The organism is Pseudomonas neuropathica, assembly GCF_051174785.1.
GTDB classification, from domain to species: Bacteria; Pseudomonadota; Gammaproteobacteria; order Pseudomonadales; family Pseudomonadaceae; genus Aquipseudomonas; species Aquipseudomonas neuropathica_A.
The window spans coordinates 142,374-155,434 of record NZ_CP195111.1; the positions used below are offsets into that span (position 1 = coordinate 142,374).

A 13,061-nucleotide genomic window follows, 5' to 3' on the forward strand; every position below is an offset into this window, starting at 1 on the left:
GGCGCAAAGTTTGAGCACACGAGCAGCCGACTAATCCCGATAGAGTGCTATTCGCCTTCGTGTCGCCAAAGGTCAGAGGGCCTGGCCCTTGGCTATGCAATGCGAGTTGACGAACATGGCAGTGTGCTGCAGAGACTGACGTATATCCGGTTTGGCTATTCCGTGCCTGTTGGCAAATTGCTCATCCGCCGCCGTATTAAAACGAGTGGTCTGGATAAAGTCCAAAGCTTCGGGGTTTGTATTCAAGAACCGCGCGATGGGAGGAATACTCAGTAGCAGCTTCAGTAATCGAAGTGAAATGTGATGCTTGGGAGACTTTAATCCCAACGGTTGTGCAGCCTGTGCCAGGAGCTCTCGCAGGTTTGGCGTCTGGTCATCAAGCGCCAGCAGTTCCTGACCCGCCATGGCAGGATCAAACGCACAAACTGCCACCAGTTCAGCCAGGTAATCCACGGTCACCAGTGGCAGCCAGTGCCTGGCGGTGCCGGGCACTGCAGTCAACTTGCCCTGCACAAGGTTGCGTATCAGCTCCACCAGCGGCTGACCGTCAAGGATATGCCCCGTGCGGCTGTGGCCACAGACCGTCGCAGGGTGGACAACGGTAATCTCCCCGCCCTTGGCTGACATGGCCTCCAGGGTCGCAAAATGCGCCTCCAGTTTGCTTCCCTCGTAACCACCGACACGCCGGTAGACGGCAGACCAATTCGTCCGTTGCGGATAACGAGGGTCAACGCCGATGCGTTGTAGATGTTCATGATTTTTCAGCATGTAGCCGCCGATCATCACTAAACGGCTTTTTTGCTCAGCCGCCAACAGCGCCACGCGCTTTGCCCCTTCGACGTTCACCGCACGAGAGTGCTCCACTGAAAGCCCCCATGCGAAGTGCGCGCCCAAGTGAAACATGACGCTGGCGCGCCTCAGCACTTCCCGGTCAGCAACGCTCAGCCCGAGGTCGTCTTGTTCCAGATCGCCAGCTACGGCGAATACCCGGTTTGCGCACCCGCCCAAATGATCGACTTGCTCGCACAAGGCAGCCAGTCGCTCCGGGCGACGCATCAACACCCGAACGGTGTGACCTTTTGCACTCAGGTTCGCCACTAAATGTTGACCGACGAAACCCGTCCCGCCTGTGACAAAGCACTCCACGCTCATTTCCTGTTCCTTGTTGAAGGTGAGAAATCAAGCGTAAACTATCGACCCAACTCTACAGTCAAGCGGTGTTTCCATGAAAATCGGCGAACTCGAAGCGCGCAGCGGCGCCAGCCGTCATACGTTGCGCTACTACGAGCAAATCGGCCTGATCTCCCCCCTACGGCAAACCAACAACTATCGCGTTTACAATGAGCAAACTCTGCAGGATCTGGACTTTATCCAGCGCGCGCAAAGCATGGGGTTTTCTCTGGGGGAAATCGGCGAGATTCTGGATGCGCAGCGCAACAAGCTGATCGATTGTGCTGAAGGCGCGAAGCTGATTGAAAAGAAGATGGCCGACATCAAACAGAAAATCGCCAACCTCCAAGGTGTTTATCGGTATCTGGATGAAGAGCGCGCCACTCTGGAAGCCAGTGCCGCCAGGCAACTTGAGCTTCAGCAACAGAGCAACGCTTCCAATCATTAAACCAGCACGTTTTCCCGGCGCATCACGGTGACCTTCTCAGAGGACATTTGCGTTCACTCAGATTGAGCGCCTCCTTCCAGAATCTCGAACCCATCATCAATGGGCGCATATCCGACAACTTTTCTGCTCTGTTCAATAGAGAGGCGCTTATAGCGGTTATCTGAGACCCCATGGATAACGTGAAAACCCTTTAGCTCGGCTTCAACGCAATTATTAAGTAGCGCGACAACATCTCTAAAACTGATGAAGGCCGCGACGTCTCTGGGACTGTGGGTCTGCCCTTGTTGAAATTTGGCTACGTTGGCAATACGGACTGCGATGGTTGTCATCTGTCCATCGTTTGCATACATCGAAGCCAAAGCTTCTCCAAACGCCTTGCTGACGCCGTAGAGATTGCCTGGTTTAGGTGCCATGCATTCCTGTATCTGAACATCCGTTGGATATCCTTCAATCACTTGGGCACTGCTCGCAAATATGAAGCGCTTGCAGCCTTGTGCCTTTGCGGCGAACAGCATGTTGTAAGTGCCCACTATGTTCACTGGAAGCAGTGAGGCCATGAAATCGGCGTCTGGATTTGGGTCAGCAGCTAGATGGATGACAGTATGGATACCTTCGCAAGCTCGAAGGCAACTGGCTTGATCCGTGACATTGAGAGTGAAACGCTGTGCCGAGTCCGGAAGTGCTGTTACGTCTAGATCGGCCAAACGCAAATCGGATTGATCATCGCGCTCTTGCCAGAAAGCAGTGCCGATCTTTCCTGCCGCACCTGTGACGAGGATTTTTCCTGAGCCCATTTCGGCATGTCCTTATGGTAAATGTCACGCTAGCCTCCCAGCCTTTTGAACGGTCTACAACCTCTGTTGCAATGCACCCAATATCAGCAGCCCGCCAACTCGCGTCGGGCAGCAGCCCTCAACGCCAATTTCACGCTGCAGTCTGCCGCGACTTACTCCTCACTCGGGTCGTAACTGTTCACATTAGGCACTTGCAGATGCAGGCGCCCAAGCAAGTCAATCAACGTGTCGACCTCGGCCGGGGTCAGTCCGCTGAGCAGACGCGACTCACGCTCAAGTGCGACTTTGAGCACGCGGTCATGCAGATCTTTGCCGCTGGCCGTCAATCGCACGGTGTAACGCCGCGCATCCTTGGGATCCAGCTGACTGGTGATCCGCCCCGCTGCTTCCAGTGTCTGCAATGAACGACTGACAGCGCTCTTGTCGAGACCGATGGCCTGGCAGATTCGATTGGCGGTGATGTCGGATTCAACCGCCAGCATCGACAGCATCCGCCATTCAACCACGCCGATTCCGAAGTGTTTGCGGTAGCACTGGGAAGCCCCGGTGGCGAGTTTGTTCGCCAGGAACGTCACCAGGCCAGGTACATAACGCGACAGGTTCAGTTGTGTATCGGTAGGCATCGAGAAAACACCGTAGATCGAAGATCTTGCAATTTGGTTGACACCGCAACTAATTTATCTGAGGATTCACTCAGCCAAGCATTGCGGACGATGCGCCGCATGATACGCCGTAGCACAACCTCAAAAAAATAATTAACAGGTCTTGCTTATGAACGCTCCCCAACTGCGCCCTTCCTTGGCGCCCATGATTAGCCACCCTTTCTACTTCTTCTTGCCTGGCTGATTCGTCACCCGCAAGCCCCCCTTTCGTTTTTCAGCAGCCACTTCAATGTGGAGGGAGAAGTCATGCTTCAAGTCAGCGTCACCCGCAAGGTCGTCGAGGCCGAGGGTATTTGCAGTTTTGAACTGTGCGCAGCAGACGGGCGGCCGTTACCACCGTTCAATGCCGGTGCCCATATCGACATCAACATTGCCGACGGCCTCACCCGGCAATACTCGCTGTGCAATGACTCAAAAGAACGTCATCGCTACGTAATCAGTGTGCTGAAGGATCCCGCCTCACGCGGCGGTTCCACTGCGATGCACGAAACCATCAGCCAAGGCCAGACACTCAGCATCAGCGAACCCCGCAACCTCTTTCCACTCGCGGTCTCAGCCAAGCGTCACCTGCTGTTTGGCGGCGGTATTGGCATTACGCCGATGCTGGCAATGGCTCATGAGCTTCATTATCAAGGCGCGGATTTCGAGCTGCATTACTGCTTTCGATCCAGCGAGCGTGCCGCGTTTATCCAATACCTGCGACAAGCGCCGTTCGCCAGCCACGTGCACTTGCATGACGACAGCGGATCGCCCGCACAGAAACTCGATGCAACCGCCCTCCTCGCCGCGCCAGATACCACGACTCACCTTTACGTGTGCGGCCCCGCCGGTTTCATGAATTTCATCCTCGACACCGCGCAGACCGCTGGCTGGCCCGAAGATCGTGTGCACAGAGAGTTCTTCGCCGCCGCACCTGTCGATGAAAGCGCTGATTTGCCCTTCGAAGTTCAGCTGGCGAGCACAGGGCAGATTTTTTACATCCCCGCCGATCGCACTGTTTTCGAAGTGCTCGATGAGGCCGGGATTGCCATCGAATCATCGTGCGAGCAAGGCGTCTGCGGCACCTGTGTCACGGGTTTGCTCGAAGGCATTGGCGATCACCGTGACCAGTTCATGACCGCCGCCGAACACGCTGCCAATGACCGTTTCACGCCGTGCTGCTCACGTGCCAAATCGCCCCGACTGGTATTGGACCTTTGACCTGAACCGAGCATCGAACGCTCGCCGGAGAACATCATGACGACCGCTGCCCAACCTCTTGCACACGAAATTGCCCCGGCCAATGCGCCAAGTTTCCCGCTCGATCAATGGTACGTCGCGGCCCTGAGCAGGGAACTGAAAGACCAACCCCTTGGCCGCACGTTGCTGAATAAACCGGTGGTGCTTTTTCGCACGGCAGATAACCAGGTCGCCGCGCTGGAAGACCGCTGCTGCCATCGCGCACTGCCGCTGTCCGGCGGCACAGTGGAAGCACGCGGTTTGCGCTGCGGTTACCACGGCCTGCTATTCAATGAAGGCGGTAAATGCATTGAAATTCCAGGCCAGGACAAGATCCCGAGCAAAGCCAAAGTCTCTGCCTACCCTGTCCGGGAGCAGGATCAGATCATCTGGATCTGGTTTGGCAGCGCAGAGCATCCAGAGCCGACATTCGCGCCTCCGGTCTACGACGTGCACAGCAGCGGTAAATACCTGTTCGACGGTGATGTCTACCACTACGACGCGCCCTATCAACTCATCCACGACAACCTCATGGACCTCAGTCACCTGGGCTACGTCCATTTGCACACCATTGGCGGCAACGCCAGCATTCATATGAACGCGAAGATGAACGTCGATGGTGATGACTCAATGGTTCGCGTGGTTCGCCACATGCCCGATTCCGTTCCGCCGCCGACCTACACTGCGGCCTACCCGTTCAAAGGCAACATCGACCGCTGGCAGGAGATCGAATTTCACTTCAATCACCTGCGCATCTGGACCGGCGCGATAGACGCGGGCACGGACGATTTGAACAACCCGGATCGAGGTGGGTTTCATATGCGCGGCTTTCACGGCGTAACGCCGGAAACAGACACTTCAAGCCACTACTTCTGGACCATGGCCACCAACCCTGAACATGATCCCGAAGCCGTCACAGCCAAAGTTCTGCATCAGACGCGATTGACGTTCGACGAAGACAAAGTGGTGATCGAGGCGCAGTACCAGAACATGTGCCGGTTCGGTACACGTCCGATGATCGATATTCATGTCGACGTCGGAGCCAATCGTGCCCGCAGAATCATCGAGCGACTGCGCAATCCGACAAGTTGATGGGCGCAACACAGTGGCGGCGGCAAACGCCGTCCACTGTGTTAAGCCTCTGCCGTGCTAGCGCGGCGGAAATGCTACGCCGACCCGCTCGGCATACTTGAGCCACGCGGCTTTGAGCCGTTCGACCGTCTGCGGCTGAGCAGCCGCCAGGTCATGGGTTTCACCCCGATCCTGCGCAACATCAAACAGCTGCCACTGCGGCGGCTGCGCATGGTCGCCGAACCCCGTTTGCGGGCGCATGCCCAACAATTTGAGATTGCCCTCGCGATAATAAGCATTGCCGAACAACTCACCGGCCAGACTTTCAGCGTCGTGAGGGCTGCCCTTGCCTTCGAGCGTGGGCAGGATGGATCGGCCGGTGATCGGGTGTTTGTCCGCTTCGCTCGGCAACGCGATGCCCGCCAAATCAAGGAACGTCGGTGCCAGATCATCCACCCGTGCCACGCCCCTTGCGCGGCACTGACTTCCGCCCAGCGCAATCCATAGTCGATCTGGCCGCCATGGCCACGCCGCCGCCCATTGTCAGGGCGCAAAAAAGTGCCGTCAGCGGTAATCGCAATAGAGCCATCGGTTTTCTCTTATTGTTGTTGAAGGAGTGTCCGGAACTCACTCTTCGAAAATAGCCACCGCACGCACAAAACCTGCTGACGCATGGCGGATCTTGTAAGGAAAACACGACACCGTGAAGCCGATCGCTGGCAGGGATTCGAGGTTGGCCAGTTTTTCCATTTGCCCGTAGCCGATATCGCGCCCGGCCTTGTGCCCTTCCCAGATGATCGAGGCATCGCCGCTGGCGGCAAAACGCTCACGGGTGTATTTGAACGGCGCATCCCAGCTCCAGGCATCCGTGCCAACCACGCGCACACCGCGTTCCAGCAGATACATCGTCGCTTCGCGCCCCATGCCAATGCCGGCGTCGAGATACCCCGGCTGACCGAACAGCGCGCCGGCGCGTGTGTTGATCAGCACGATATCCAGTGGTTGCAGCACATACGAGATACGCACCAGTTCCGCTTCGACCTCTTCTGCCGTGACCACGTGACCGTCAGGCAAATGGCGAAAGTCCAGTTTGACCCCCGGCTGCAAGCACCAGTCCAGCGGCAACTCATCAATGCCAAACGCCGGCTCGCCGCCATCGGTGGTCGAGGCGTAATGCCACGGCGCGTCCATGTGGGTGCCGCTGTGGGTGGTGATCTGCAAACGCTCGGCGGCCCACGATTCATTGCCGGGCATCTGTTCAAGCTGCAACCCCGGGAACATCGCGGCCATTTCCGGCCAGCCTTGTTGGTGGTCCATGTAATCGATTTTCGGCAACAGCGGTGTCGGGTCTGTGTACGGGTTGTTATCGAGGGTCACCGAAAGGTCGACCAGACGACGTTTACGCTGGATGGGCTGTGACATGAGGCGTATCTCCGTTCAACGGCAGAGGCCGATAAGGGGCTGGATTGAGGGCGTTGCGAATAAGCGTGGCGACGTTGCCGTCATGGCAGAAACCGGCAGCGCGGGCCTGCGGAGTTTTCAAGGGCGGCATGCGCCCGAACAGGGTTTCGAGATCAAGGTCAGCGTCGAAACTGATCAGCCCACGGCGTTGCTCGCCGTAAGTTGCCGCCAGTGCATCGATGACCTGGGCGATGGACAGCTGCAGCACCGGCAGTTGCCAGACCCGCTGTTGCGCGGCGGCGTCATCCAGCTCGGCGGCGTGGATCAGGTTGTTCACGCAACAGCGCGCCGACATCCACCACGCCGTCGCTTGCGGCGACACCGGGCAGCAATAGTCTGCGCCCTCGGCAAAAGCACGCATCAAGTCGCTCATGAAGGCCGAGCGCAAACCGTTGGGTTCACGCGGGCGCGCGACAATCCCCGGCAGGCGCACCGCGCGTCCATCGACTTCACCGCGTCGCCCCAGATCGATCAGCGCACGCTCGACCATCATCTTGTGTGTGCCGTACGACAATTGCGGGTGCAGTTCAGCCTGCTCGTTCATCTTCGCCGGCAGATCAGCGCCATACACCGCAACGCTGCTGGCATACACCAGAACCGGTGGACGCGCCTTGTTGCGCAGTTGATCGAGCAGTTCGAGGCTGGCCAGCAGGTTGACCTGATAACCCGATTCGTAATGCGCCTCCGCCGCTCCGCCGGGGACGCTGACCAAGTGAAACACCACATCGATGCCATCGGCGAGGACACGGCGCATCAACGCCGCATCCGTCACGCTGCCGCTGTGCCGACGCAGGCGGGGATCGTCTGGCAGGCCTTGGACGTCGGTGTCCAGTACCAGCAACGAACGAATGACTTGGCCGCGCAAACTGCCGCGCGCGAGCAGACAACGCAGCAGTTCGCGACCGATAAAGCCATTGGCTCCGGTAATCAGTACACGCATGGGCGTTCCTTAGCCGTTGGCCTTGACGACGCGTTGATCGATCGCACCAAACAGTGACTGACCATCGCTGCCGGTGACGTCCATGCGCACGCGATCGCCGAAACGCATGAAGCCTGTCACCGGCGCGCCCTGCTCGATCATCTCGATGGCCCGACGTTCGGCGATGCACGCCGAGCCGACGTTGCGCTCGGCGTTCGACACCGTGCCGGACCCGATCAGGGTGCCGGCACGCAGGCGACGGGTCAGGGCCGCGTGGGCGATCAGCTGGCCAAAATGAAAGTTCATTTGCGCGCCGTGCGGCTGGCCGAACCACTCACCGTTCCACTGCACTTGCAGGGGCAAATTGACGCGACCATCGCGCCAGGCTTCGCCGAGTTCATCCGGGGTAATCGCCAACGGGGCAAAACTGGAGGACGGTTTTGCTTGCAGAAATCCAAAACCGGTGCGCATTTCACGCGGAGCCAGTGCCCGCAGGCTGACATCGTTGATCTGCAGGATCAGTTTGATGTGCTGCAACGCGCTCTCGGCCGAACAGCCCATCGGCACATCATCGACCAGCACGACAAATTCGCCTTCGAAATCGATGCCCTGGCTTTCGCTCGGCAGTTCGATGTCATCGTGTGCGCCGATAAAGTCATCACCGGCGCCCTGGTACATCAACGGCGTACGGTCAGCGCCTTCGATCGGGTCGAGGTTGAACGCCTTCTGCATCAGTGCACCGTGACTGAGAAACGCCGAGCCATCGCACCATTGGTAAGCACGCGGCAACGGTGCCATCGCCTGCGTGGGGTCGAAGGCAAAGGCCTCGCGGCAATCGCCGTTTTCAAGTTCACGCGCCATGGCCTGCAAACGCGGCTCGGCGTCAGCCCAGTTTTCGATGGCTTGCTGCAAGGTCGGCGCTACCGAACGTGCGTCAATAGCCCGGGACATGTCGCGCGAAACCACCACCAATTGGCCGTCACGGCTGCCGTTTTTCAAGGTTGCGAGCTTCATGCTTTTTCTCCCGGGCAGTCTTGCAATTGAGCGGCAAAGCGCCCGTCCAGCAGGATAAACACCATGCGCGCCATGGCCTCGGTACGGTTGCTCCACGCGTGATTGGTGCCGCGCTGAACCACCACATCGCCGCGTTTGAGGTGGACCTCTTCATCGTCGAGCACCAGCCAGACTTCGCCTTCGGTGACGATGCCGTAATCGAGGGTTTCGGTGCGGTGCATCAGTTTGTGCCGCGAGTTCGCTTGGCCGGTGCCGGCATGCGCCTGGCCAATCTCGGCGAATGCCGCCGCTGCATCGGCAGCGCTGACCTGGTTCTGCACGCTGTCTGGCGGAATGTCGACGACACGAATCACACTGCCCAGCGGGCCGGGGCTCAGTTGTAAGGGTTTGCGGGTTGGATCATCGGCATTGTCGAGCAGGACCGGACTGCCGCTGCTGTTCCATATTTCATGAAACACCGTGCCTGGCACCGCTTGCAGTGCGAAGACGTTGGCAGTTGCTCCGTGACTGGCGACGACGGCTCGGCCGTGGGCATCATGCCCGGTGACCACGCGTTTGAATGGGGGAAGCGCTTGCATGGAAAATCCTCGTTCAATGGCCGTTGCTGATGGAGTCGTGCCCGCCAACATTCGTGCGGATCAATAGACCACCGAGCCTCGGCACGGACAGACAAAACAGCGCCACGACCAGTTGCAGCCAACCGATCATGGTCAACGCTTGCGGCAACGCCGTGGAAGCCCCGGCGGTGATGGCGAGCACCACCAGCGGGCTGATGAACTCGCCGGCAAAAATCGCTGCGGTGAAGCACCCCGCCGCTCGCCCCCGCTGAGCAAAGCCGACTTGCGCCATGATCCAGGTGATCAATGTCGGCAACATCAGGCCGATGCCCAGACCATTGACCAGAACAGCCACCACCACTTGCGCGTGACTGCCGGCGGCGGCCATCAACAAGCCGCCAATACCGGCCAGGCCATAGGCAATCAGCAACAGATGCTGGCTGCGCAGACCGCTCAACAAGCGAAAACTCAAGGCTCCGATGAGCACACCGAGTTGATTGGCGCCCATGGTCATGCCGATCTGCTGCGGCGCATCCACGTGCAACAAGTTGAGCAAGTAGCCGGCCTGCACCGGCACGATGAACAGGCTCAGGCCCGCGAGCAGCGACAATGCATACATGGGCGTGAGTGCCCGCCATGGAAATGCGCGCGGGGCCGGCACCGGCAGCGTTGTCGCCGGTTGCACGCGGGGTTGCGGCTCCCAGAGTTTCCACGCCATCAGCGGCAGGAAGATCAGCCCGACTGCGTACAACGCAAACGGTGTGCGCCAGTCGTCCTGTCCGAGAAAACCACCCAGCGCGATAAACACCGCAGCAGAGAGCGACGTTGCGACCATTTGCAGTGCAAACAGGCGTTCACGGCGTGCGCCGCTGTAGTAGTCGCCCATCAGCGTGGTGCAGCAGGTCATGATCCCCGCCTCTGCCAGACCGATCCCGGCGCGGCTGGCGACAATGGCCGGCAGCGAATCCAGCCAAAGTGGAAGCACACCGCAGAGGGTGTACAGGGCCATGCTCGCCAACAACAGCGGTTTGCGCCCGAGCCGATCAGCGATGACCCCGGCAAACGGTGCCAGTAATGCAATCATCAATGCCGGCAACGTCAGCACGATCGGCACCAGCACCATGCTGCCTGCGACCTCGGCAAAATATGCCTGCATGCGCGGTAATACCGGCGCGAGCAATACCGCGCCAAGCACAGGCAGACAGCTGCCAAGCAGCAACAGCAACGATTGCGCTAAACCGGCGCTGCGGCCGCTGTTTTCCAATGAAGACTCAACGGCCATGACAGGTCTCCCGATGACGCGCTTGATGAATATCTACCGCCACGGCTCGCGATGGCAGGCTCAAATCGATGGCCTCCGCCGGCGTTTCTGCGTCGGTGTTCGTGCGCCGTGCAGGCAGCAGGAAGTACGCCAGCGCTGGCAACAGCAGCAGCGCGCCGACCATGTTCCAGACGAACATGAACGCCAGCAGCACGCCCATGTCGGCCTGGAATTTGATCGGCGAGAAGATCCACGTGGCCACGCCAATGGCGAGCGTGATGCCGGTGAGCATCACCACTTTGCCGGTGGACACCAGAGCGCGGTAATAAGCCTCGGACAGGCTCGCGCCCTGGCGCAGATGGCCGAGCAGGATGCTCATCACGTACAACGCATAGTCGACACCAATGCCGACACCCAACGCGATCACCGGTAACGTCGCGACCTTTACGCCGATGTTCAGCCAGACCATCAACGCTTCACATAGGATCGAGGTGACCATCAGCGGAATCACCGCGCACAGCGTGGCGCGCCACGAGCGGAAGGTGATCAGGCACAGCACGATCACCGCGCCGTAGACCCAGAACAGCATCTCGCGATTGGCCTGCTTGACCACGATATTGGTCGCCGCTTCGATGCCGGCATTGCCCGCTGCCAGCAGGAACTGCACATCCTGGTCGTTATTGGCGGCGGCGAATTGCTCGACGTGCTCGACCAGTCGCGTCAGGGTTTCAGCCTTGTGGTCGGTGAGGTAAGCGTACAGCGTCAACAGGCTGCAATCCTCGTTGTACAAGCCGCGTGGCGCACTGGCGGTGATCATGTTGAGCATCGCCTGATTGTTCTGCAGCTCGTACCACTTGGCGCTGCCTTCGCTGAGGCCAACCAGCATGCGCCGGTTGAGCAAGGCCAGCGAGTTGGTCGAATCCACCCCCGGCAGCGCACGCAGTTGCCAGTCCAGCGCATCGACTTTGGCGAGGATGTCGTAACGCGCACACTGTCCGGCCGGGGTCTTGACCATCACTGCGAACAAATCACTGCTGGCGCCGTAATGCCGGGTCAGAAACGCATCGTCCTGGTTGTAGCGCGAGTCGGCCCGCAGCTCCGGTGCACCGGCATCCAGATCACCGATCTTCAATTGCAGGCTGACCACAAAGCCCAATGCCGCCAACGCCAGGCTGATGGCAATGCACAGGCTGGCCCAGCGACGTCGGGTAAACAGATCGAGAAAGCGCCAGAAGCCATGACGCCGCGCGCCGGCCTGATCGTTTTGCTCGCTCTTCAGGCTCAATTGCGCCGCTCGTGGCGTTACGCCGACATAGGACAGCAACACCGGCAGCAGAATCAGGTTGGTGAAAATCAGCACCGCCACACCGATACTGGCGATCACGGCCAGATCCTGAATCACCTGGATCTTGATCAGCATCAGCACGGCAAAACCCACTGCGTCGCAGAGCAATGCCGTGAGCCCGGCCAGAAACAGTCGGCGGAAGGTGAAGCGCGCGGCAACGACCCGGTGCATGCCGCGACCGATGTCCTGCATGATGCCGTTCATTTTCTGCGCGCCGTGGCTCATGCCGATGGCGAACACCAGAAACGGCACCAGCACCGAGTACGGATCCAGTTGATAGTCGAGCAACGGCAACAGACCCAGTTGCCAGACCACCGCCACCAGCGAACAGAACACCACGAGCAACGTGCTGCGCAGGCAGCGTGTGTACCAGAACAACACGGCGGTGGTGATCAGGATCGCGACGGCGAAGAACAACAGGATCTGCTTGAGCCCGGCAATCAGGTCGCCGACCTTTTTCGCGAAACCGGTGATGTGAATGTCGATCCTGTCGCTCTGGTACTCGCTGCGCAACGCTTCCAGTTGCTCCGACAGCACCGAGTAATTCAGCGCCTGGCCGTCGGCAGTCGTCGCCAGTAACGGCACGTAAATGATGCTTGAGGCTTGATCGAACGCTACCAGTTGGCCGAGCTCGTTGGAGCGCTGCACGTTGCGGCGCAAGGCCTCGAGACTGGCCGGGGTGCCTGCGTAATCGTCCGGAATCACCGGGCCGCCATCCAGGCCGTCTTCAGTCACTGCGACCCAAAGGGTTGCGGGCGTCCACAGCGACTTCATGTAGGCACGGTCGACGCCGGGCAGCAGGTAAAGCTTGTCGCTCAAGGCCTGCAAGGTTTTCAGATACTCAGCGTCGTAGATATCGCCTTGGCGATTGGCGACAACGATGCGCAAGGAATTGCCCAGACCACTGAGCTGCTTTTGATGTTGCAGATAGTTGGCGATGTAGGGTTGTTGCGTGGGAATCATCTTTTCGAAACTGGCGTTCAGCTCGACACGCGTGGCCTGATAGCCCAAGAAAAGCGTGGTCACCAGGCACACCAGCAACACCCACAACCGGTGATTGAACAAAGTGCGTTCCACGACCGAGCCGGAGCGCGGGTCGAAACTCGCCAGGCTGGCCGTGGCGTTGTCGAATGGTTTCATA

At 59.2% G+C, this 13,061-nt stretch carries 13 protein-coding genes; 3 read left to right on the plus strand and 10 right to left on the minus strand.

Annotated features, from left to right (window positions below; genetic code table 11):
- Positions 1-72: 72 nt before the first annotated feature.
- Entirely contained in the window at positions 73-1,152 is a 1,080-nt protein-coding gene (locus ACRRSD_RS00670) for an SDR family oxidoreductase (RefSeq protein ID WP_435036678.1), read from the minus strand.
- 73 nt (positions 1,153-1,225) lie between these two features.
- Here ACRRSD_RS00670 and ACRRSD_RS00675 point away from each other — a divergent pair, with 73 nt between their 5' ends.
- Positions 1,226-1,618, plus strand: coding sequence for a MerR family transcriptional regulator (locus tag ACRRSD_RS00675; RefSeq protein WP_150751392.1), 393 nt, complete (start codon positions 1,226-1,228; stop codon positions 1,616-1,618).
- Between the two features lie 53 nt (positions 1,619-1,671).
- Here ACRRSD_RS00675 and ACRRSD_RS00680 read toward each other — a convergent pair whose 3' ends face one another.
- Positions 1,672-2,412: an NAD-dependent epimerase/dehydratase family protein gene (locus ACRRSD_RS00680; protein ID WP_435036679.1), complete on the minus strand. Its 741-nt coding sequence runs from the start codon at positions 2,410-2,412 to the stop codon at positions 1,672-1,674.
- A gap of 152 nt (positions 2,413-2,564) precedes the next feature.
- Positions 2,565-3,035, minus strand: coding sequence for a MarR family winged helix-turn-helix transcriptional regulator (locus tag ACRRSD_RS00685; protein WP_435036680.1), 471 nt, complete (start codon positions 3,033-3,035; stop codon positions 2,565-2,567).
- A gap of 285 nt (positions 3,036-3,320) precedes the next feature.
- Between ACRRSD_RS00685 and ACRRSD_RS00690 the strand changes: the two genes are divergently transcribed.
- Both ACRRSD_RS00690 and ACRRSD_RS00695 read left to right on the plus strand, forming a co-directional pair.
- Positions 3,321-4,274, plus strand: coding sequence for a PDR/VanB family oxidoreductase (locus ACRRSD_RS00690; RefSeq protein WP_435036681.1), 954 nt, complete (start codon positions 3,321-3,323; stop codon positions 4,272-4,274).
- 36 nt (positions 4,275-4,310) lie between these two features.
- Positions 4,311-5,384, plus strand: coding sequence for a Rieske 2Fe-2S domain-containing protein (locus ACRRSD_RS00695; RefSeq protein ID WP_435036682.1), 1,074 nt, complete (start codon positions 4,311-4,313; stop codon positions 5,382-5,384).
- Between the two features lie 57 nt (positions 5,385-5,441).
- Here ACRRSD_RS00695 and ACRRSD_RS00700 read toward each other — a convergent pair whose 3' ends face one another.
- The 7 genes from ACRRSD_RS00700 to ACRRSD_RS00730 all read right to left on the minus strand — a co-directional run bounded on the left by ACRRSD_RS00700 (position 5,442) and on the right by ACRRSD_RS00730 (position 13,060).
- A complete protein-coding gene (locus ACRRSD_RS00700) occupies positions 5,442-5,819 on the minus strand; it encodes a hypothetical protein (RefSeq protein WP_435036683.1) in 378 nt (125 codons plus the stop codon).
- Between the two features lie 171 nt (positions 5,820-5,990).
- The gene (locus ACRRSD_RS00705) at positions 5,991-6,785 is read right to left on the minus strand and encodes a cyclase family protein (RefSeq protein ID WP_435036684.1); all 795 of its coding nucleotides are present in this window, start codon (positions 6,783-6,785) and stop codon (positions 5,991-5,993) included.
- Positions 6,763-7,764 (minus strand): NAD-dependent epimerase/dehydratase family protein, encoded by a 1,002-nt coding sequence (locus ACRRSD_RS00710; RefSeq protein WP_435036685.1) that lies wholly within the window; start codon positions 7,762-7,764, stop codon positions 6,763-6,765. Before ACRRSD_RS00710 ends, ACRRSD_RS00705 begins: the two co-directional genes overlap by 23 nt.
- A 9-nt stretch (positions 7,765-7,773) precedes the next feature.
- Positions 7,774-8,757: a fumarylacetoacetate hydrolase family protein gene (locus tag ACRRSD_RS00715; protein WP_435036686.1), complete on the minus strand. Its 984-nt coding sequence runs from the start codon at positions 8,755-8,757 to the stop codon at positions 7,774-7,776.
- The gene (locus ACRRSD_RS00720) at positions 8,754-9,335 is read right to left on the minus strand and encodes a cupin domain-containing protein (protein WP_435036687.1); all 582 of its coding nucleotides are present in this window, start codon (positions 9,333-9,335) and stop codon (positions 8,754-8,756) included. Before ACRRSD_RS00720 ends, ACRRSD_RS00715 begins: the two co-directional genes overlap by 4 nt.
- 13 nt (positions 9,336-9,348) lie before the next feature.
- Positions 9,349-10,596, minus strand: coding sequence for an MFS transporter (locus ACRRSD_RS00725; RefSeq protein ID WP_435036688.1), 1,248 nt, complete (start codon positions 10,594-10,596; stop codon positions 9,349-9,351).
- Positions 10,586-13,060: an efflux RND transporter permease subunit gene (locus ACRRSD_RS00730; protein ID WP_435036689.1), complete on the minus strand. Its 2,475-nt coding sequence runs from the start codon at positions 13,058-13,060 to the stop codon at positions 10,586-10,588. The genes ACRRSD_RS00725 and ACRRSD_RS00730 overlap by 11 nt, the downstream gene beginning before the upstream one ends.
- Between the last annotated feature and the right edge of the window lies 1 nt (position 13,061).

What these genes read in the sequence shown, in the direction of transcription:
- ACRRSD_RS00670 (WP_435036678.1), bottom strand. Translation starts at nt 1,152, where the DNA reads ATGAGCGTGGAGTGCTTTGTCACAGGCGGGACGGGTTTCGTCGGTCAA.
- ACRRSD_RS00675 (WP_150751392.1), top strand. Translation starts at nt 1,226, where the DNA reads ATGAAAATCGGCGAACTCGAAGCGCGCAGCGGCGCCAGCCGTCATACG.
- ACRRSD_RS00680 (WP_435036679.1), bottom strand. Translation starts at nt 2,412, where the DNA reads ATGGGCTCAGGAAAAATCCTCGTCACAGGTGCGGCAGGAAAGATCGGC.
- ACRRSD_RS00685 (WP_435036680.1), bottom strand. Translation starts at nt 3,035, where the DNA reads ATGCCTACCGATACACAACTGAACCTGTCGCGTTATGTACCTGGCCTG.
- ACRRSD_RS00690 (WP_435036681.1), top strand. Translation starts at nt 3,321, where the DNA reads ATGCTTCAAGTCAGCGTCACCCGCAAGGTCGTCGAGGCCGAGGGTATT.
- ACRRSD_RS00695 (WP_435036682.1), top strand. Translation starts at nt 4,311, where the DNA reads ATGACGACCGCTGCCCAACCTCTTGCACACGAAATTGCCCCGGCCAAT.
- ACRRSD_RS00705 (WP_435036684.1), bottom strand. Translation starts at nt 6,785, where the DNA reads ATGTCACAGCCCATCCAGCGTAAACGTCGTCTGGTCGACCTTTCGGTG.
- ACRRSD_RS00710 (WP_435036685.1), bottom strand. Translation starts at nt 7,764, where the DNA reads ATGCGTGTACTGATTACCGGAGCCAATGGCTTTATCGGTCGCGAACTG.
- ACRRSD_RS00715 (WP_435036686.1), bottom strand. Translation starts at nt 8,757, where the DNA reads ATGAAGCTCGCAACCTTGAAAAACGGCAGCCGTGACGGCCAATTGGTG.
- ACRRSD_RS00720 (WP_435036687.1), bottom strand. Translation starts at nt 9,335, where the DNA reads ATGCAAGCGCTTCCCCCATTCAAACGCGTGGTCACCGGGCATGATGCC.
- ACRRSD_RS00725 (WP_435036688.1), bottom strand. Translation starts at nt 10,596, where the DNA reads ATGGCCGTTGAGTCTTCATTGGAAAACAGCGGCCGCAGCGCCGGTTTA.
- ACRRSD_RS00730 (WP_435036689.1), bottom strand. Translation starts at nt 13,060, where the DNA reads ATGAAACCATTCGACAACGCCACGGCCAGCCTGGCGAGTTTCGACCCG.